Source organism: Luteimonas yindakuii (assembly GCF_004803715.2).
Classification (GTDB): Bacteria; Pseudomonadota; Gammaproteobacteria; order Xanthomonadales; family Xanthomonadaceae; genus Luteimonas; species Luteimonas yindakuii.
In genome coordinates, this window is the sequence record NZ_CP039383.2 from 2,812,344 (window position 1) to 2,832,153 (window position 19,810).

Below are 19,810 nucleotides of genomic sequence, written 5' to 3' on the forward strand. Positions count from 1 at the left end.
CTCCGGCGGAATGGGGTCGCCACCATAGCCGGTGGGTCGTCAGGGCGGAACATGCAGCCTGCGCTGGCGCGTGAATGGCGCGCATCGCGGCGGTGCCGCGTGTCGGCATCGCGCCCACGCGGGCGGAACTGTTGCAGACTGGCCACGCGCACCGCACGGCCGTGTCGCTGCTGCGGATGCCAGGCCCGGCCCGAACGGCCACGGCCACCCTTCCCGGCAGTCCCGTTGTCCACGACAAGGAGCCCGTGATGAGCATGCCCACGTTGCCGCAGGCGCTGTACAAGGCCAACCTCGATCTCTGGTTGCGCATCGGCGAATTGCTGGAAGACAACCGCACGCAGTGGACCGCCCTGCTGGCCCGCGAGCTCGATGACGGCGCCGCCGGTGCCAACGTGGATCTCGAGGCCCTGCGCGCGGGTGACTGGCAATCGCTGGCGGCGCTTCCGGCGCAGGCGCTGCAGCGGCTGGCGTCGCACGGCCTCGGGGATCTGCAGGCCACGGCGCAGACCGCGCTGGGCGGGCAGATGAACTTCGCCACCGGGTTCCAGGCCGCGCTGGCCGACTGGCAGCAGGCCACTGCCGCCGCGCTGGGGGATGCGGGTGCCGGTGCGGGCGACCTGCAGTCGATCATCGAACAGGCGCTGCAGGCTTTCGGTGCCGGTACCGGTGCGCCGGGTGCGGCCTCGCGATCGGATGCAGCGGCCGACACTGCCGACACTGCGGCAGACGCCGCAGGCACGGGTCCGGCACGCAAGGCTGCTGCACGGCCGCGCAAGAAAGCCGTGGCGAAGAAGGCTCCTGCCACCGCAACCGCCACCAAGGGCGCAGCGCGCCGTGCGTCCGGCAACAACGACAGCGGCAAGCAGGCGGCGCGCAAGGTGGCCAAGCGCGCGGCGCCGCGCAAGGCGGAAAAAACGCCGGCAAAGCGCGGCCGCACCCGCTGACGACCTTGCCGCGGCCGCGACACCGGCGGTGCCAGCCTGCATGCCCCCACATCGAGGATGCAGCCATGAACAAGGACACGCACGAGCCCGCCCCGGAGTCGCCGGAACAGACCCGCGACCGCAACGATGCGGTCGCCTCGCGCGGCGGGCCGCCATTGCGCGACCCGCGCTCGCAGGCGGCGCTGGACAACGTCGGCCTCGACGACCAGGCCAACCTGCTCGATCCCGAGCTCGACGACCAGATTGGCGACGACGGCCCCGGCCCGTCCTTCATGGACGACGTGCGCAGCGACGTGGGACGTGGCAACAACAGCGAGCCGCGCTGAGCGGGCCGCCGGCCTTGCCCCTCACCCCGGCCCCTCTCCCGTGGGAAAGAGAGGGGTTCAAGTACCGCGGACCGGGACCACACGTCCCGGACCCAGGCACCTGTCGTCGTCACTCCCGCGGAAGGCGGGAGTCCATGGACGTCGGTTGTCGAAACCTCGCACCGCCGGCTCCGGCAGGGTTCCCGGAGCGCTGGGCGACTTCAGTGCTCGTCGGCGATAGCGACGGGCAGCGACGGTTGCTGACGTTCCATTGCGGCCGCGCACGGTGCCGCCGACGCCCCCATCAGCGCCTCCGGCAGCACGCTGCCGTAGCCCAGCGCATCCAGCCGCCGCAGCAGCAGGGCGATGGTCTCCGCGCTGCGGCCGTGCGGCGCGCCCTCGTGCAGCAGCACGATCGCGCCGGGGGCGAGGTCGCGTTCGATGCGCGCCACCACGGTGGCGGGGTCGGCGCGTACCGCGTCGTAACCGCGTGCATTCCACGCCACCCGCGTCAGCCCGCCATCGCGCAATGGCGCCGCCACGAAGGGATTGGTCATCCCCACCACCGAACGGAACCAGCGCGGGGGCTGCCCGATCAGCGTGGTCAGCGTGGCCTGCGCGCGCAGCACCTCGTCGCGCATGCGGCGCGGACCCAGCGCCCAGAACCAGGCCTGCAGATGCGTGTGGCTGTGGTTGCCGACGCCGTGGCCGCGACGGACGATCTCCGCGACCAGCTGCGGCCGCGCCTGCGCGCGCGCACCGACCAGGAAAAACGTCGCCTTCGCCTGGTGGCGATCGAGCAGGTCGAGGATGGGCAGGGTGTCGTCGGACGGGCCGTCGTCGATGGTCAGCCACACCCGGCGCGTGTCGATCGGCAGTCGCGACAGCACCGGCGCATACACCTGCGAGCGCGCACGGAACACCGGCACCAGCACCAACGCATGCGAGAGCAGCAACGCCGGCAGCCCTGCGCGCCAGCCCCACGCCAGCCAGATCGCGATCACCGCCAGCTGCGATGCGCCCACCCACCATATCCACGCATGCGGGTGGCGCGGCACGCGCAGCAGGTCCTCGCCGGCAGCCGGCGTCGGGTCATGTTGCGGGGGCCGCTGTGTTTCCCGGGCGCTCATGCCCGGATGATGCCACGCGGGTAAAATGCCCAGTTCTTCCGCAACGCCGAGCCGATGCCATGTCCCTGTCCCCCGCTGTGCGCGAGCGCATCGAATCCCTGCTGCAGTCCAACCAGGTGGTGCTGTTCATGAAGGGCCAGCCGTCGATGCCGCAGTGCGGCTTCTCGGCCAAGGCGGCCGGCATCCTCGATGACCTCGGTGTCGAATACGCCCACGTCAACGTGCTGGCCGACCCGGAAATCCGCGACGGCATCAAGGCCTACGGCAACTGGCCGACGATCCCGCAGCTCTACATCGGCGGCGAGCTGGTCGGTGGCAGCGACATCATCGAGGAGATGGCCAACTCCGGCGATCTCAATACCGCGCTCGGCATTGCCGCGCCCGACCGCACGCCGCCGTCCAACGTCACCGTGACCGCCGAGGCGGCGAAGATGCTGCGCGAGGCACTCGACGGTGCCGGCACCAACACCGCGCTCGCGCTGGCGATCGACGGCCGCTTCCAGCCGCGCTTCCAGATCGCCCAGGCCAGCGACAGCGCGATCGCGGTGGAAAGCGCGGGCATCCGCATCCAGTTCGACGCCGCCAGCGCGCGCCGCGCCGATGGCATCACCATCGACTGGGTGGACGACGTGCGCGGCAAGGGCCTGGTGGTGGAGAACCCGAACGCGCCGAAGCCGGTGCTGCCGCTGGTGTCCGCCGAAGCCGATGCGCAGGTGCGCACCGGCACGCTGACGCTGGTCGACGTGCGTCCTGCCGACGAGCGCGCGCAGGCGTCGGTGAACGTGGCCTTCGAGACCCTCGACGGCGGCAACCGTGAACGCCTGGAAGGCCTGCCCAAGGACACCGCGATCGCGTTCCTGTGCCATACCGGCGTGCGCAGCCGCCAGGCCGCCGAGCAGTTCCACGCGCTGGGCTTTACCCGCGTCTACAACGTCGAAGGCGGCATCGACGCGTGGTCGCAGACCGTCGACGCCACGGTGCCGCGCTACTGAGTTCGCGCAACGCCGCGCAGCATAGGTACACACAGGGGCGGTCGCGAAAGCGGCTGCCCTTTTTGATGGGTCGGAGAAGTCCTTTCTCCAGCGACCGCGTGACGATGCGCAGCTGCGGCACTTGTGCGGCCGCATTGCTCCGTTGTGATGCGCGCTACCCGTCGCGCGCCCCGGCGGGTGTGCTCCCCCGGCCGAAGTCCGCATCCAGCTACCACGGCCGGCCGCCGGCCATCCATGGCCGGCTGGGAGCACACCCGCCGGGGCACGCGACGGGCTCTGGCATGCGCCGGCTTCGGCACGAGGATCAACAGCGGCTGCACTTGAACCTGTCACCGCCCGGCGCCCGTTCGGCGCCCTTGACCTCGGTCCAGACGCGACGACAGGTCGGGGCCCGCCGCGGCCACAGGGGGATGTCCAGAGCCGGCCATGGATGGCCGGCGGCCGGATGTGGGAGCAGGACGCGGAGATATCCGGCTGGGCATCCCCCTGTGGCCGCGGCGGGCTGCCGCGAACTTCAACTGGACGTCTTCGATCCGGCCGCGGACTTCAGAACCCGCCGCCCGCATCCAGCCACGCCTGCTCGTCGGCGGTATTGATGCGTCCGAGCGCGGCGTTGCGGTGCGGGAAACGGCCGAAACGCTCGATGACGTCGAGGTGGGCCAGCGCGTAGCGGTCGTATTCCGCATTGCCGAGCGTGCGGAACAGGCGCACCGCCTCGTGCTGGTCGGCCAGCACTTCCGAGTGTTCGAACGGCAGGTACACGAACGCGCGCAGCTCCGTATCCACCTGCACGTCCATGCCGCGCGCGACCGCACAGCGCGCGTAGTGCAGCGCCAGGCCGTCGGTGGCGAATGCGTGGCCACTGCCGCGGAACGCATTGCGCGGGATCTGGTCGAGCAGGATCAGCAGCCCGGCCAGACCCTCCGGCGTGTCCTGCCAGTGCTCGTACTCGCGACGCGCGGCCGCGTGGTGGGCATCCAGAAAGCGCAGGCACTCGCGGTCGAACGCTTCACCGCCGTTGAACCACTTGCCCGGGCCTGCCTCGCGCCAGAACGCCGCCACCTCGTTCCCGGCGCTCATCGCGCGTTTCCGTCGCGCGCCGGGTGGTGCGCCCAGTCGCTGGTGCTGCCGTCGGCGGCCACCAGCTCCACGGTGAATGCCTGGCGGCGCCCGTCGGGCATCTCCATCCCGGGCGATCCTGCGGGCATGCCCGGCAGCACCAGCCCCCGCGCCTGCGGACGCTCCTGCAACAGGCGGTGGATGTCGGCGACCGGCACATGGCCTTCGATGAGGTAGCCATCGATGTGCGCGGTATGGCACGACCCCTTTCCGTAGGGCACGCCAAGCTGATGCTTGATCGGCCCCATGTCGTCGGTATCGACCACTTCAACCGGCACGCCTGCACCGCGCATGTGCTCGACCCACACCACGCAGCAGCCGCAGGAGGGACTCTTGTGGACGGTCATCGTCGGCCACGCGAACGCGGCGGCGGCCGGATCCGCAACCTCGACGCTGACCGGACCCGCTGCCGGCGGCCCAGCCTGTGGAGCGGGGGCTGCGGTCGCGGCGGTCGCGGCGGCCGGCAGGGTGGCGTCTTGCGCACACGCGGACAGCGAAACCGCGGCGAGCGCGACGGCAAGGGTCAGGGCGTTGTGATGCATGGGCAGGCTCCGTGAGGGCGCTATTCGTCGAACCGCAGGTGGCGCACCGACTTGCCATGACGGCGGATCAGCCGCAGCGCCTCGATGCCGACCTGGATGTGGTTTTCCACGTACTCGGCACTGACCTTGGCATCGCTGGCTTCGGTCTTCACCCCTTCCGGCACCATCGGCTGGTCCGACACCAGCAGCAATGCGCCACACGGGATGCGGTTGGCGAAGCCGGCGGCGAAGATCGTCGCGGTCTCCATGTCGATCGCCATGCAGCGCAGCCGACGCAGGTAGGCCTTGAACTCGTCGTCGTGCTCCCACACCCGGCGGTTGGTGGTGAACACGGTGCCGGTCCAGTAATCGTGGCCGAGGTCGCGGATCGTGGTCGACACCGCGCGCTGCAGCGCGAACGCCGGCAGCGCCGGCACTTCCGGCGGCAGGTAGTCGTTGCTGGTGCCGTCACCGCGGATCGCCGCGATCGGCAGCACCAGGTCGCCCAGCTGGTTCTTGCGCTTGAGCCCGCCGCACTTGCCGAGGAACAGCACCGCCTTGGGCGCGATCGCCGACAGCAGGTCCATCATCGTCGCCGCGTTGGGGCTGCCCATGCCGAAGTTGATCATGGTGATGCCGTCGGCCGTGGCGCTGGGCATCGGGCGATCGGCACCGACGATCTCCGCACCGGTCAGGCGGGCGAAATGGGCGAGGTAGCCGCCGAAGTTGGTGAGCAGGATGTGCTCGCCGAAGCCGTCCAGCGGCACGCCGGTGTAGCGCGGCAGCCAGTTGTCGACGATCTGGGACTTGTTCTTCATGCGTTCTCCTTTTTGCGCCCCATTCTAGGTGCTGCCGGCGTGGAGCCCATGACCAACGTCAGGTTGGCAGCCTCCACCGCAGCGGCTAGCGTTGGCGATTCGACGTCCCGGGGAACCACCGATGCTCAAACCACTGTCCGCGGCGCTGGCCGCGGTGCTCGCGATCGCGCCTGCCATGGCACAGGACGCGCCCCAGGGCGTGGCCCGCTTCGCCCACGATCCCTACACCAGCACCTATGCGCCGATCGCCAGCGCGCCGGTGCTGATCCGTGGCGCGACGGTGCTCACCGGCACCGGAGAACGCCTCGACGGCGCCGACGTGCTGCTGGTCGACGGCCGCATCGAGGCGGTGGGCCCGGGCCTCGAAGCGCCGCAGGGCGCGACCGTGGTCGACGGCACCGGCAAGTGGGTCACCCCCGGGCTGGTCGACGTGCACTCGCACCTGGGCGTCTACCCCAGCCCGGGCGTGCGCGCGCACAGCGACGGCAACGAGATGACCAACCCCAACACCGCCGCGGTGTGGGCCGAGCATTCAGTGTGGCCGCAGGACCCGGGCTTCGCCGCGGCGCTGGCCGGCGGCGTCACCTCGCTGCAGATCCTGCCCGGCTCGGCCAACCTGTTCGGGGGCCGCGGGGTGACGCTGAAGAACGTTGCCGCCACCACCGTGCAGGCGATGAAGTTCCCCGGTGCGCCGCACGGGCTGAAGATGGCCTGCGGCGAGAACCCCAAGCGCGTCTATGGCCAGAAGGGCGGCCCGGCCACGCGCATGGGCAATATCGCCGGCTTCCGCGCCGCGTTCGCCGAGGCTGCCGAGTACCGCACCCGCAACACCCCGAACGAGGACGCGCCGCGCCGTCGTGGTCGCAACAGCGGCAGTGGCAGCGAGAACGGCAACGGCAACGGGGCCGGCAAGCGCGACCTGCGCTTGGACACGCTGGCCGGCGCGCTCAATGGCGACATCCTCGTCCACATCCACTGCTACCGCGCCGACGAGATGGCCAACATGATGCAGCTGGCGGACGAGTTCGGCTTCCGCATCGCCGCCTTCCACCACGGCGTGGAGGCCTACAAGCTCGCCGACGACCTCGCCCGCGAAGGCATCTGCGGCGCGCTGTGGGCGGACTGGTGGGGCTTCAAGATGGAAGCCTTCGACGGCATCCAGGAGAACGTGGCACTGGTCGACCGCCCCGCCAACGGCTGCGCGATCGTGCATTCCGATTCCAGCGAGGGCATCCAGCGCCTCAACCAGGAAACCGCCAAGGTGATGGCCAGCGCGCGCCGCGCCGGCATCGACATCGCGCCCGAACGCGCGATCACCTGGGTCACCGCCAACCCCGCGCGCTCGATGGGCATCCTGCATGAAACCGGCACCCTGGAGCCCGGCAAGATGGCCGACGTGGTGGTGTGGAACCGCGACCCGTTCTCGAGCTACGCGCTGGCCGAGCACGTCTACATCGACGGCGCGCGCGTCTACGACCGCGAGGACCGCGGCCGGCAACCGGTGTCCGATTTCATGCTGGGCCAGTCGGCCGGAGGTACCCGATGAGCCGCCGCCTCCCGGTCCTGCTCGCCACCGCGCTTGCCGCGGCCCTCGCGCTGCCGGTTGCCGCGCAGGACGTGCTGATCCGCAACGCCACCGTGCACACCGCAACCGCCAGCGGCACCCTGCAGAGCGCTGACGTGCTGGTGCGCGGCGGGCGCATCGTCGAGGTCGGCAGCGGCCTTGCCGCCGGTGGCGTGCCGGTGGTGGAGGCGGCCGGCAGGCCGCTGACGCCGGCGCTGTTCGGCGGCATCAACGGCCTCGGCATCGAGGAGGTGTCCGGCGAGGACAGCACCAGCGACGGGCGCCTCGCGCTCGGAGACGGCGCCAAGGACATGGTGGTGCGGCCGGAGTTCGACGTGACCCTGGCCTACAACCCGGATTCGATCCTGCGCCCGGTCGCCACCGCCGAAGGCATCGGCTTCACCCTGCTGGCGGCCGGTGCGACGGCCGGCGGTTCGATCATCGCCGGCCAGGGTGCGCCGATGCGGCTGGACGGCAGCATCGACCCCGCCGGCCCACGCCTGCTGTTCCTGCAGCTGGGCGCGCGCGGGGCGGAACTCACCGGCACCTCGCGCGCGGCGCAGTGGATGCTGCTCGACCAGATCATTGACGAGGCGCGCGGCCGCATCCCGGTCGGCTCGCACGTGTCGCTGCTGACGCCGGCCGGCCGCGGCGCGCTCACCCGCTACCTCGACGGCAACGGCCGCGTGCTGGTGGCGGTTGACCGCGCCGCCGACATCCGCCAGCTGCTGCGCTGGGCGCAGCGCCACAACCTGCGCATCGCCATCGCCGGTGGCAGCGAAGCCTGGCGCGTGGCAGGCGAACTCGCCGCGGCCAACGTGCCGGTGTTCGTCGATCCGCTCGACAACCTGCCGGCCGGCTTCGACCAGCTGCACGCCTCGCTGGAGAACGCCGCCCGCCTGCACGCCGCCGGCGTAAAGGTGTCGTTCGCGCAGGCCAGCGACGCCGCCCACAACGCGCGCAAGCTGCGCCAGCTGGCCGGCAACGCGGTCGCCAACGGCATGCCCTGGGATGCAGCGCTCGCAGGCCTCACCCGCGTGCCCGCGGAAACCCTGGGCGTGGACGGCGTCGGCACGATTGCAGTTGGCCAGCGCGCCGACCTGGTGCTGTGGAGCGGCGACCCGCTCGATGTCATCCACACCGCCGAGCAGACCTGGTTCGACGGCCGCGCCATCCCCATGCGCTCGCGCCAGACCGAACTGCGCGACCGTTACCTGCGCGAGGCATCGCCGCGCGAGCAGGGCGGACTGCCGCGGGCCTACAGCCGCTGAGGTACTGCAGGCGGCTATCACCCCGCACCGGGTGATAGCCGCCGTCGCTGCATGATCCGTGGCGCCAACACCAGGCCGTCGGTAGCGTGCACGGCCGCTTTGACCGGTGCCTGCGTCGCACGGACCATCGGGCCACCCCCGACCCGGGGGGTCTGTATGGGTCAAGCCGGAGTCACTGTCATGGCTGAAGACCGGACACTGCGCACCTCGAGAACGTTGCCGTATTCCCCTGCACAGATATACGGCGCCTTTGCGTCGCCCGACCTGCTGTCCCGATGGTGGGGCCCGGACGGGTTCACGAATACCTTCGAGGTGTTCGAGTTCACTGCAGGCGGCCGCTGGAAGTTCGTCATGCACGGCCCCGACGGCAATGACCACGTCAATGAAAGCGTCTTCGTGGCCCTGGTGCCCGACGCCAGGATCGTCATCCGCCATGACTGCGCTCCGCACTTCACGCTGACGGTCGAACTCGCACCGGTCGGTGATGGGACGCTCCTGACCTGGGCGCAGGTCTTCGAGGATGCGCGGACAGCGCAGGCGGTGAAACAACGCGCCGGACCGGCGAACGAGCAGAACCTGGATCGGCTGACCGAAGTGCTCGGCCGGGATCGTGGCGCCACCTGATTCGATGCCGACGTCCCAGGGGCGAGGTCCATACTCCGGGGTGGCATCGCTTTGGCGGGCAGCAACCCACGCAGGTCGGATCACGGAGGGGGCAGGAATGTCCGGGAACAAGACGCAGTCCACCCACGCCAGCGTGGAAGAGCACATCGCCTCGCGGGCCAGTGCGCAGCAGCGCGCCGACTGCCAGGAGCTGCTGGCGCTGCTTGGCGCAGCCACCCGGGCCCCTCCCCGCATGTGGGGACCGAGCATCGTCGGCTTCGGCTCCTACCGCTACACCTATGAGAGCGGCCGCAGCGGTGAGGCGCCTCTTGCCGCCTTTGCCATCCGGGGCCGCGAACTCGTGCTGTACCTCGATTGCGAGGGCGACCCGCAGCAGGCGCTGCTGTCCAGACTCGGCAGGCACCGGATGGGAAAATCCTGCCTGTATTTCAAACAGTTGGCCGACCTGGACACATCGGTGCTCCGGCAACTGGTCGATGACTCCATCGCCCAGGTGAAGCGCCGTCATGGACCACAGGATGGAGCCTAGCGGTCCGTCGGGCCGCTGATGTCTTGCGCTACGCACGACGCTTACGGCGCGGCGCTTCCACCTTGCGCGCGAGCGGTGGCGCTTATTTCGCCACTGACCGGGCTCCACGACGCCTCCTGAGCGTCCTGCGGGGCCATGCATGGCGCTTTTTTCGCCACCGCTCGCATGTCCAGTGCGGTCGCTTGCGCTTTTTCCGCCAAGCCCTGGGCATCGTGCGCATCCGGAGCGTCGCCCGGCGCCATCGATGGCGAAAACAGCACCTCTTGTGGCCTTCCGGACGGCGAATGTACAAGCTCTGTACAGCTTAATGTTTTATCAACATCTAACGGCCCCGGCCCTAGCGTCTACGCCGTCGCCATCGCGGCGTCGTCCCCCTGACTGCTGGACTGGAGCTCCCCATGCACGCTTCCTGGTTGCTTGTTCCCCTTTCCGCCCTGCTGGCCACCTCCGCCCACGCCGCCGGCCCGGAGGCCGGGCGCTACTCGCTTTCGCTGGTGGGTGGTGTGGATGCGCCGCTCAGCGGCGATGTCCACGATGGCGCCGTCGCCCAGGTGCCCGACCTCGGGCCGCTCAACCCCGCACTCGCCGGCGTTGCCGCGGAGTTGCGCATCGGCGCTCGCGGGCATGACCGCATCTACGATCAGGCCACCACGATCGGCCTCGAATTCGGCTACGGCCTGAGCGACAGCGCCGAAGTGTTCGGCTCCGTTCGCAAGACGATGGCCGAGGAAGGCAGCGTGCAGGTGGGCGGAGCGTATGTGCCGGCGCTGGACACCGAGCTGCCGGTATACGGCACCTTCGGCGACTACGAGGCCCTGTCGGCCGAACTCGGCTACCGCCATTACTTCGGCACCGTCGGCTTCGCGCGACCGTTCGTGGGGGCGCGCATCGGTGCGACCCGCACCAACGGGATCCGCGCCACCTTCGAGATCCCGGATGCCGGCATCACCATCGCCGGGGCACCGTTCTACGAGACGGGCTGGTCGGCGATCGGCGGAGTCGACCTCGGCGTGGTCATGCCGGTCTCGGACACCTTCAGCGTCACGCTGGCCAGTGGCGTGCGCTATGTCGGTGACCTCAAGGACGACGACAGCGCGATCGGCGGCCTCGGCCTCGCCTCGATCAACGACACCGGCAGCCGGCTGTCGGTGCCGGTGACGCTGTCGGCGCGCTGGGACTTCTGACCTTGGAACCCGTCCCGCACACGCGGGGCGGGTGTTCTTGCATATGCCCGGAACGACGCAGGACGGTTCCGTCGTGTGCGGGGTGGCCCGCTGTGATGCATTATCGGGCATCCGCATCCCGGGGACGGAAGCATGCGACGGCTCCTCTATGTACTCGTCCTGCTCGGCTTGCCGCTGCCGGGACACGCTGACTCTCCGTTGATCACAACGTGGGTGGAGCTGCGCGTGTACTCGTGCGTGCCTGCAACGTTCGAAGCATCTCCGTTCGATGACATCGACTACGTCGGCGGTCGCTCGCACCGCACGGCCGTCGTCACCGGGGACGTCACGGACGCCGGCCTGCTGCCGTACGCGAGTCTGCGGGCACACTATCCGGAAGAGGAAGTACAGCGCATCGCCGACGAGGTCACCGCAACGCTTCCACGCGTCAGCAGCCGGTTGAGTGTGACGCTGCGCCAATGGGACGCGGAGTTCTGCAAGGCAGCGCAAGACCGGATCATCCGCTTCGACTCGGATCACCACTGCGACATCCTGACCGCGGGAGGCGCTTGCCTGTCGCCGCTGCCCAGGGTGCAACCTGCACGCATGCGGCCACAACCCTGACCGCGGTCAGGGTCCGCTGTGCTCGACCGCGCGCCGGAGGGCGTGCCGCACAGTCGGTTTCCGGGATGACGTTGGCGTTGATCGGCATGCCCGCACAGCCGGGCGTGAGCCAGCGATATCGTGAGTAACGAACCCGACAGGTTGCAATGCGCCGACGCAGTATCCTGTCGCCCCTGGTCGCTGCCAGTGCACCTCCACATGCGCCCGCTGCTCCTCCGCCTGTTCCTCTGCATCACGCTGCTGCTCAACGGCATCGGCTCGGGCATGGCGTCGGTGCATGTGCAGCTGGGCGCACTCGCCGGCGACGCGGTGGCCGAAGCAATGGCATCGGCCGCGGATCCTGATTGCCCACATGCGGGCGGAGCCGTGCCCTCTCCGGCTCCAGCCCTCCATCCAGCTGCGCCCGGGCCCGGGGACACCGACTGCCTGAAGCTGTGCATGGACCTCAGCCTGCAACCGGCGCAGGCGCTGGCGACACCACCCGGCCTGCTTCCAGCGGCGCAGCCGCCGGATGCACCCGCGCTGCGGGCGACGGCCGGCGTGGCATCCGCCGCGGGCCCGCCGCCGCTGAGACCGCCGATCCGCGCATGACGTCACGGTCGCCTGCCGACCATCCCCGCCCTGCGTGCATCCGCGCAGGTGCGCTGACCGATGTCATGACGGCACGCATGCGTGCCTGGAGTTTCCGATGAACCACGACCCTTCCCGTCCCCGCGGGTGGCAGGCGCCGCTGTCGCGTCGCCGCTTCGTGCAGGGCCTGGCCCTTGGCGGCCTCGCGCTCGGCACCGCCGGCGTTCGCCTGCCTGCGCACGCCGCTACCGACGCACGCAGTGGACCGCAGGTGTTGCGCGGCAATGCCTTCGACCTGTCGATCGGCAGCACGCCGGTCAACTTCACCGGCCGCACGCGCCCGGCGATCACCGTCAACGGCAGCCTGCCGGCGCCACTCCTGCGCTGGCGCCAGGGTGAGACCGTGACCCTGCGCGTGGCCAACCGCCTGCCCGATGCGGTGACCTCGATCCACTGGCACGGGATCATCCTGCCGGCCAACATGGATGGCGTGCCGGGACTGAGCTTCGATGGCATCGCGCCGGGCGAGGCGTATCTCTACCGCTTCACCCTCGGGCAATCGGGCAGTTACTGGTACCACAGCCATTCGCTGTTCCAGGAACAGGCCGGCCTGTACGGCGCGATCATCATCGACCCCGCCGAGCCGCTGCCCTACCACTGGGACCGCGAGCATGTGGTGCTGCTGTCGGACTGGACCGACCTCGACCCCGGTCGGCTGTTCCAGCGGCTGAAGAAGGAATCCGAGTACGACAACCGCTACAAGCCCACCGTTGGCGACTTCGTCCGCGACGTGCGCGAGCACGGCTGGTCGCAGACGGTCGCCGACCGCCGCGCTTGGGCGCGGATGCGGATGACGCCGACCGACATCTCCGACGTCAACGCGCACACCTACACCTACCTGATGAACGGCACGACGCCGGCATCGAACTGGACCGGCCTGTTCCGCTCCGGCGAGAAGGTGCTGCTGCGCTTCATCAATGCCGGCGCGATGACCTATTTCGACGTGCGCATCCCGGGGTTGAAGATGACCGTGGTGGCCGCGGATGGCCTGCCGGTGCACCCGGTGACGGTGGACGAGTTCCGCATCGCCGCGGCGGAGACGTTCGACGTGATCGTCGAACCGTCGGGCCAGGATGCGTACACGATCTTCGCCCAGGACATGGGCCGCACCGGTTTCGCGCGCGGCACGCTGGCGGTGCGCCCGGGGCTGGAAGCGCCGTTGCCGGCGATCGATCCGCGACCGCGCCTGACGATGGCCGACATGGGGCATGGCGACCACGCGATGCATGGGGCGTCGTCCGCCATGCCATCCACGCCATCGGCGCAGGGCGTGCACGCCGATGGGCACGCCGTCGATGCGCATGCGGGCGCGCACGCGGCGCAGGATATGCAGGCAGGCCATGGCGCACCTGAGACGCCTGGCATGCACGCGCATCGCGATGCACAGCCCGTCCACGACATGCATACGGGCCACGGCAGCGATGGCATGCAGGCGCACCCGGCCAGCGAGTCCCGCAATCCGCTGGTCGACATGCAGACGATGACGCCGACGCCACGCCTCGACGATCCCGGCATCGGCCTGCGCGACAACGGCCGTCGCGTGCTGGCCTATGCCGATCTCGCCAGCATCGCCGGCGACCAGGACGGCCGCGATCCCGGTCGCGAGGTGGAACTGCACCTCACCGGCCACATGGGCAGGTTCTCGTGGTCGTTCGACGGCATCCCGTTCGCCAGCGCGCAGCCGTTGCAGCTCAACTACGGCGAGCGCGTGCGCATCGTGCTGGTCAACGACACCATGATGACCCACCCCATCCATCTGCATGGCGTGTGGAGCGACCTCGAGGACGCGAATGGCGACTTCATGGTGCGCAAGCACACGGTGGACATGCCGCCGGGCACGCGCCGCAGCTACCGCGTGCGTGCCGATGCCGCCGGCCGCTGGGCCTTCCATTGCCATCTGCTGTATCACATGGAGGCCGGCATGATGCGCGAGGTCCACATCGGGGAGGCCGCATGAGCGCGCACCGGCTGTTCGGCATCGCCCTCGGCGCGCTTGCGATGGTGGCGGATGCACAGGCTCGGCATCCAACAGGCCAGACCCACGACACCGCGACTGTCTGCACGGCGGAACACGCAGCGATGGGCCATTCCACGCGCCCGGTGCCGGCGGATGCTCCGAGGCAGGGTGGAGAAGCCACGCACCGCGGACATCGCGCGCACGGTGGACTTGGCAGGCACCACGCACACGATGGGCACGCGCGGGCTACGCATGGCACGCAACAAGGCGCGCAAGGTGGGCACCATGGCGGCCACCACGACGAGCACCGCCGGCACGTCGGACATGCCGCACATGGTGGGCATAACGGGCACGGCACGCACACGGACGCTCACGGGCCGAACGCCGTCACCCCCGCGAAGGCGGGAGTCCATGGACCGTCCCGTCCCCGTGGCCCGACGTCCATGGATCCCCGCCTTCGCGGGGATGACGTGCAGGGGCAGGACATGCAGGGACCGGCGCGCGAGGGTGAGCATCGCGGACACACCGGGCATGGAGAAGCCGCACACGCACAACACGGTGAGCACGGCGCGCATGGCGGAGACTCCACGCACGGCCAACACGGCGCGCATGGCGGACATTCCGCGCACGGCGAACACGGCACTGTCGGACATCCGGCGCATGACGAGTACGGAACGCATGCCGGACGTGACGGGCACACCCCGGTCCCGCCGCTGACCGATGCCGACCGCGCGGCCGCGTTTCCGCCGCTCGCGCCGCACGCGATGACGCACGCATCGCAGGTCGCGTGGCAGATCGAGGTCGACCGCCTCGAGGTGTGGGACACGGATCAGGGCACGGGTGAGCTGTGGGAAGTCGAGGCCTGGGTCGGTGGCGACCTGCAGCGGTTGTGGCTGAGAAGCGAGGGCAGCCGCAGTGATGGCCGTACCGACAACGCCGACATCGAACTGCTGTTCGGCCGCAGCGTGACGCCGTGGTGGGAGGTGCTGGCCGGCGTGCGCCAGGACACCCGACCGGCGTCGCGCAGCTGGGCGGCGATCGGGGTCGAGGGCACCGCGCCGGGCATGATCGAGCTGACCGCGATGGCGTATGCGGGCAGCGGCGGCCAGGTGCAGCTGAAAGCCGAGGCCGCGTACGACGTGCGCTTCAGCAACCGGCTGATCCTGCGGCCGTCGCTGGAGGCCACCGCCGCGCTCGACGACGAACCCGACCAGGGCATCGGCAGCGGCCTCAACGGCATCGAGGCCGGCTGGCGCCTGCGCTACGAGATCAGCCCGCGGTTCGCCCCGTACGTCGGCGTGGTGCACGAGCGGCTGTTCGGCGGCACCGCCGCGCATGCGCGCGCGGCAGGCGACGCCGCGCGGGACACGCGGGTGGTCGCCGGCTTGCGCGGCTGGTGGTGACGAGTCGCGACCGGCGCGCGGAGGGACGCAGCGGAAACGCCGTGCCCGCGCCCACCGTTCCACGACGATCCCCGCCCTGCTCACGCGTGCTGGCACGGCCCAGCTCTAGGCTGCATCCATGCCCGACGCCGTGAACACCAGCAGCCACCATGTCGTCATCGTCGGCGGTGGCTTCGCCGGCCTGTGGGCCACGCGCGGCCTGGCATCGGCGCCGGTGCGCATCACCCTGGTCGATCGCGGCAACCACCACCTGTTCCAGCCGCTGCTCTACCAGGTGGCGACGGCCGGCCTGTCGGCGCCCGACATCGCCGCACCGCTGCGCCATATCCTGCGCACGCAGCGCAATGTCGAGGTGCGGATGGCCACCGTCACCGGCATCGACCGCAACACGCGCTGCATCGCGCTCGCCGATGGCAGCACGCTGGCCTACGACACGCTGCTGCTGGCCAGTGGTGCCACCCATGCCTATTTCGGCAACGACCAGTGGGCGGCACACGCGCCCGGGCTGAAGACGCTCGAGGACGCGCTGATGCTGCGCCGCCGCCTGCTGCTGGCGTTCGAGCGGGCCGAGGCGGAACCGGATCCGGAGCGTCGCGCGGCGTGGCTCAGCTTCGCCATCGTCGGCGGCGGGCCGACCGGCGTGGAGCTGGCAGGCACGCTGGCGGAAATCGCGCGCCACACCCTGCGCGAGGAGTTCCGCAACATCGACCCGGCCAGCGCGCGGGTACGGCTGGTGGAAGCAGGCCCGCGGGTGCTGTCGGGGTTTCCGGAAGCGCTGTCGGCGAAGGCACGCCTGCAGCTGCAACGGCTCGGCGTCGAAGTGATGACGGGCATTCCCGTCACCCACATCGACGCCGCGGGCTTCCATCTCGGCGCGCGCGTGGTGCCGGCACGCACGGTGGTGTGGGCGGCCGGCGTGGCGGCCTCGCCGCTGGGCGGCATGCTCGACGTGGAGCTCGATCGCGCCGGCCGCGTACCCGTCACTGCCGACCTGTCGGTACCCGGCCACCCGGAGATCTTCGTTGCCGGCGACCTCGCCAGCGTGCAGCAGGACGGCCGCCCGGTGCCCGGCGTGGCGCCAGCGGCCAAGCAGATGGGCCGGCACGTGGCACGGGTGGTGCGCTCGCGCCTGGCCGGACGCGGCGCGGTCCCGGCGTTCCGCTACCGCGATCTCGGCAACCTCGCCACCATCGGCCGGCGTGCGGCGGTGGCCGACCTCGGTCGCCTGCACCTGTCGGGCGCGCCAGCGTGGTGGTTCTGGCTGTGGGCGCACGTGTTCTTCCTGATCGGCTTCCGCAACCGCCTGTCGGTGCTGCTCAACTGGACCTGGGCGTACTGGACCTACCAGCGCGCCGCACGGATCATCCTCGACCCGCCGGGCGCGGGATCCGATGAAGGTTGAAGGCGCCATCCGCTTGTCGCCAAGAGCGCGGCCGCTGACTACGATTGCAACGCAGTCGCGCGCATTCCTGCGCCCGCTGTAACGGGAACGCGCAGCGCATGCTCGACATCCAGCTTTCCAACGTCCTGATCGCGCTTGCGGTCACCACCGCCGCGGGCCTCGCCACCGGCATCGGCGGCCTGCTGGTGTTCACCACCAGGGCACCGAACGCACGCCTGCTGGCGTTCGGGCTGGCGTTTGCCGGCGGCGCGATGGTGTTCGTCTCGCTGTCGGAAATCCTCAACAAGTCGATCCTGTCGTTCTCGCGCGCGTACGGCGACGACCTCGGCTTCACCTGCGCGATCCTCGCCTTCCTCGCCGGCCTGCTGATCATCATGGCCATCGATCACCTGGTGCCGAACCCGCACGAGAGCCTGGAAGCCGACGATCCCTTCTTCCGCGAGCACAACCGCGAGTACATCAAGCGCGTCGGGCTGCTGACCGCGATCGCAATCACCGCGCACAACTTTCCGGAAGGCCTGGCCACGTTCTTCGCCACCGTCGGCGATCCCGCCGTGGGCCTGCCGCTGGCGCTGGCGATCGCGATCCACAACATCCCCGAGGGCATCGCGATCGCGGTGCCGGTGTACTACACCACCAACAACAAGTCGCTGGCCTTCCTCGCCTCGCTGCTGTCGGGCATGGCCGAACCGGTGGGCGCGATCATCGGCTATGCGCTGCTCGCCCCGGTGATGTCGGAGGCGGTGTTCGGCGGCGTGTTCGGGGTGATCGCCGGGATCATGGTGTTCCTCGCGCTCGATGAACTGCTGCCGGCGGCCAAGCGCTACGCCAAGGGCCACGAGACCGTCTACGGCCTGGTGGCGGGCATGTCCGCGCTGGCGCTGAGCCTGGTGCTGTTCAAATGGGGCACGTCGCCGTAAGCGGCGCGCCGGGACCACACGCAAAAGGCCCGGATCACTCCGGGCCTTTTGCTGTCGCCGATGGCGCGGCTCAGGCCGCGAACAGCGCCTTCATCTTCTTCAGCGCATTGGCCTCGACCTGGCGGATGCGCTCGGCCGACACGCCGTACTCGTCGGCCAGCTCCTGCAGGGTGATCTTGGCGTCCGCGTCCAGCCAGCGGCGCTTGATGATGTCGCGCGAGCGCGCATCCAGCCCGGCCAGGCCTTCGCGCAGCAGGGCCAGCTGGTTGTCCTCGCTGTCGGCACGCTCGTAGGCCTGCGCGGGATCGGCATCGTGCGCCTTCAGGTACCCGGCCGGCGCCGGCGGCGCGCGGTCGTCATCCTCGTCGGCACTGGCATCGAAGCCGATGTCACGGCCGGACAGCCGCGACTCCATCTCCAGCACCTCGCGCTCGGAGACGTTGAGGTCCTTCGCCACCGCGGTGACTTCCGCCGCGTTCAGCCAGCCCAGGCGCTTCTTGCTCTTGCGCAGGTTGAAGAACAGCTTGCGCTGCGCCTTGGTCGTGGCGACCTTGACGATGCGCCAGTTCTTGAGGATGTACTCGTGCATCTCGGCACGGATCCAGTGCACCGCGAACGACACCAGGCGCACGCCCACGGCGGGATCGAAGCGCTTCACCGCCTTCATCAGGCCGATGTTGCCTTCCTGGATGAGGTCGCCCAGCGGCAGTCCGTAGCCGTTGTAGCCACGCGCCACATGCACCACGAAGCGCAGGTGCGAGTGCACCAGGTCGCGGGCGGCGTCGAGATCATCGTGCTCGCGGAAACGGCGCGCCAGCGCCTGCTCGTCCTCGACCGACAGCACCGGGATCTGGTGCACGGCGTTGACGTAGGCGTCCAGCGAACCGAGTGCGCTGGGAACGGGAAGATTGTTGGCAACCAAGGCGTTGGAAGTCATCGTCTGGCTCATGGACCTCATGTTAGCAGTCGAACTATTGGACTGCCGGGTACAGAAAAAGTTCCTCTGTTGCGCCCGTGGAACGGCAGCATCGGATCAACAGGGGGTGTTACCTGAGCCATGATCCTACCCGCCCCGGCCTCAACAGCACGTGGACAGCAAACCCCACCGGCGGCGCCGGTGCAGGCGGCGGTCAGATACCGCCGGGCTCAAGGGCGGACCGCGGTGGCAGGCGCCAGTCGATCTCCCCCAGCCCACGCCGGCGCAGGTAGTCGTTGGTGGCGGAGAAGTGCCCGCAGCCGTTGAAGCCGCGATGCGCCGACAGCGGCGACGGGTGGGTGCTGCGCAGCACCTTGTGCCTGCGCGGGTCGATCACCCGCCCCTTGGCCTGGGCATAGCTGCCCCACAGCAGGAACACCAGCCCGTCGCGTTCGTGGTTCAGCATTTCCACTACGTGGTCGGTGAAGCCTTCCCAGCCCCGTCCCTGGTGTGCGCCGGCCTTGCCGTGCTCGACGGTCAGCACCGCGTTGAGCAGCAGGACCCCACGCTGGGCCCAGGGCAGCAGGTAGCCGTGGTCGGGCCGCGGCAGGCCGAGGTCGCGCTCGATTTCCTTGAACATGTTGAGCAGCGACGGCGGTACCGGGACGCCCGGGGGCACCGAGAACGCCAGCCCGTGCGACTGGCCGGGGCCGTGATACGGGTCCTGGCCGAGGACGACCACCTTCACCGCATCGAAGGGCGTCGCATTGAAGGCGGCGAAGATCCGCGGGCCCGGCGGATAGATCGCCGCGCCTGCCGCAGTGCGTTCGCGCAGGAAGGCCGACAGCGCCCGCATCTCCTCGCGCAGCAGGTAATCACCGATCCGGGCCTTCCACGACGGTTCCAGACGGATGCGGGCGTCCGCCTCCCCGTCGGGCGTGCCGCCGTTGTCCGTCGGTGTCGGGTCCGTCATCGGAT

At 70.0% G+C, this 19,810-nt stretch carries 21 protein-coding genes; 14 read left to right on the top strand and 7 right to left on the bottom strand.

The window, feature by feature from the left end:
- Positions 1-248: 248 nt before the first annotated feature.
- Both E5843_RS13020 and E5843_RS13025 read left to right on the top strand, forming a co-directional pair.
- Positions 249-944 carry a hypothetical protein gene (locus E5843_RS13020; protein WP_136412876.1) on the top strand — a complete coding sequence of 232 codons (696 nt, stop codon included), beginning with the start codon at positions 249-251 and terminating at the stop codon, positions 942-944.
- Between the two features lie 65 nt (positions 945-1,009).
- Entirely contained in the window at positions 1,010-1,270 is a 261-nt protein-coding gene (locus E5843_RS13025; RefSeq protein ID WP_136412877.1) for a hypothetical protein, read from the top strand.
- 200 nt (positions 1,271-1,470) lie between these two features.
- On the opposite strand, the gene E5843_RS13030 is transcribed toward E5843_RS13025, so the two are convergent.
- A complete protein-coding gene (locus tag E5843_RS13030; RefSeq protein ID WP_136412878.1) occupies positions 1,471-2,379 on the bottom strand; it encodes a polysaccharide deacetylase family protein in 909 nt (302 codons plus the stop codon).
- A 59-nt stretch (positions 2,380-2,438) separates the two neighbouring features.
- Between E5843_RS13030 and grxD the strand changes: the two genes are divergently transcribed.
- Positions 2,439-3,371: a Grx4 family monothiol glutaredoxin gene (grxD, locus tag E5843_RS13035; RefSeq protein WP_134674337.1), complete on the top strand. Its 933-nt coding sequence runs from the start codon at positions 2,439-2,441 to the stop codon at positions 3,369-3,371.
- Positions 3,372-3,917: 546 nt separating this feature from the next.
- Here grxD and E5843_RS13040 read toward each other — a convergent pair.
- Genes E5843_RS13040 through E5843_RS13050 form a run of 3 tightly spaced genes read right to left on the bottom strand, consistent with a single transcriptional unit; the run spans position 3,918 to position 5,829 of the window.
- Positions 3,918-4,451, bottom strand: a complete 534-nt coding sequence (locus E5843_RS13040; protein WP_136412879.1) for a DUF924 family protein — start codon at positions 4,449-4,451, stop codon at positions 3,918-3,920.
- Entirely contained in the window at positions 4,448-5,032 is a 585-nt protein-coding gene (locus E5843_RS13045; RefSeq protein ID WP_208542755.1) for a DUF411 domain-containing protein, read from the bottom strand. The genes E5843_RS13040 and E5843_RS13045 overlap by 4 nt, the downstream gene beginning before the upstream one ends.
- Before the next feature lie 20 nt (positions 5,033-5,052).
- Positions 5,053-5,829: an AMP nucleosidase gene (locus E5843_RS13050; RefSeq protein ID WP_134674339.1), complete on the bottom strand. Its 777-nt coding sequence runs from the start codon at positions 5,827-5,829 to the stop codon at positions 5,053-5,055.
- A gap of 121 nt (positions 5,830-5,950) precedes the next feature.
- Between E5843_RS13050 and E5843_RS13055 the strand changes: the two genes are divergently transcribed.
- From E5843_RS13055 to E5843_RS13090, 8 genes are all read left to right on the top strand, one after another.
- Positions 5,951-7,375, top strand: a complete 1,425-nt coding sequence (locus E5843_RS13055) for an amidohydrolase (RefSeq protein WP_136412881.1) — start codon at positions 5,951-5,953, stop codon at positions 7,373-7,375.
- Entirely contained in the window at positions 7,372-8,664 is a 1,293-nt protein-coding gene (locus E5843_RS13060; protein WP_141066069.1) for an amidohydrolase family protein, read from the top strand. Before E5843_RS13055 ends, E5843_RS13060 begins: the two co-directional genes overlap by 4 nt.
- A 180-nt stretch (positions 8,665-8,844) precedes the next feature.
- A complete protein-coding gene (locus tag E5843_RS13065) occupies positions 8,845-9,288 on the top strand; it encodes an SRPBCC domain-containing protein (RefSeq protein ID WP_136412882.1) in 444 nt (147 codons plus the stop codon).
- Positions 9,289-9,385: 97 nt separating this feature from the next.
- On the top strand, positions 9,386-9,817 hold the full coding sequence (locus tag E5843_RS13070) for a DUF1801 domain-containing protein (RefSeq protein WP_136412883.1): 432 nt from the start codon (positions 9,386-9,388) through the stop codon (positions 9,815-9,817).
- Between the two features lie 398 nt (positions 9,818-10,215).
- A complete protein-coding gene (locus E5843_RS13075) occupies positions 10,216-11,001 on the top strand; it encodes a hypothetical protein (protein ID WP_136412884.1) in 786 nt (261 codons plus the stop codon).
- Positions 11,002-11,133: 132 nt separating this feature from the next.
- The gene (locus E5843_RS13080; protein ID WP_136412885.1) at positions 11,134-11,604 is read left to right on the top strand and encodes a hypothetical protein; all 471 of its coding nucleotides are present in this window, start codon (positions 11,134-11,136) and stop codon (positions 11,602-11,604) included.
- A gap of 198 nt (positions 11,605-11,802) precedes the next feature.
- Positions 11,803-12,195, top strand: coding sequence for a CopL family metal-binding regulatory protein (locus E5843_RS13085; protein WP_141066070.1), 393 nt, complete (start codon positions 11,803-11,805; stop codon positions 12,193-12,195).
- Positions 12,196-12,292: 97 nt separating this feature from the next.
- A complete protein-coding gene (locus E5843_RS13090; protein WP_136412887.1) occupies positions 12,293-14,191 on the top strand; it encodes a copper resistance system multicopper oxidase in 1,899 nt (632 codons plus the stop codon).
- Here the strand turns inward: E5843_RS13090 and E5843_RS14455 are convergent.
- A complete protein-coding gene (locus E5843_RS14455) occupies positions 14,140-14,964 on the bottom strand; it encodes a hypothetical protein (protein ID WP_244240786.1) in 825 nt (274 codons plus the stop codon). The two genes, E5843_RS13090 and E5843_RS14455, sit on opposite strands and share 52 nt — an antisense overlap.
- Between E5843_RS14455 and E5843_RS13100 the strand changes: the two genes are divergently transcribed.
- The 3 genes from E5843_RS13100 to zupT all read left to right on the top strand — a co-directional run bounded on the left by E5843_RS13100 (position 14,956) and on the right by zupT (position 17,916).
- A complete protein-coding gene (locus tag E5843_RS13100) occupies positions 14,956-15,594 on the top strand; it encodes a copper resistance protein B (RefSeq protein WP_244240787.1) in 639 nt (212 codons plus the stop codon). The two genes, E5843_RS14455 and E5843_RS13100, sit on opposite strands and share 9 nt — an antisense overlap.
- A 118-nt stretch (positions 15,595-15,712) precedes the next feature.
- Positions 15,713-16,996 carry an NAD(P)/FAD-dependent oxidoreductase gene (locus E5843_RS13105; protein WP_136412890.1) on the top strand — a complete coding sequence of 428 codons (1,284 nt, stop codon included), beginning with the start codon at positions 15,713-15,715 and terminating at the stop codon, positions 16,994-16,996.
- A 98-nt stretch (positions 16,997-17,094) separates the two neighbouring features.
- Positions 17,095-17,916 carry a zinc transporter ZupT gene (gene zupT, locus E5843_RS13110; protein WP_136412891.1) on the top strand — a complete coding sequence of 274 codons (822 nt, stop codon included), beginning with the start codon at positions 17,095-17,097 and terminating at the stop codon, positions 17,914-17,916.
- Between the two features lie 70 nt (positions 17,917-17,986).
- On the opposite strand, the gene rpoH is transcribed toward zupT, so the two are convergent.
- A complete protein-coding gene (gene rpoH, locus E5843_RS13115; RefSeq protein ID WP_134674351.1) occupies positions 17,987-18,865 on the bottom strand; it encodes an RNA polymerase sigma factor RpoH in 879 nt (292 codons plus the stop codon).
- 181 nt (positions 18,866-19,046) lie between these two features.
- The gene (gene ung / locus E5843_RS13120) at positions 19,047-19,805 is read right to left on the bottom strand and encodes a uracil-DNA glycosylase (protein WP_136412892.1); all 759 of its coding nucleotides are present in this window, start codon (positions 19,803-19,805) and stop codon (positions 19,047-19,049) included.
- Positions 19,806-19,810 lie beyond the last annotated feature (5 nt).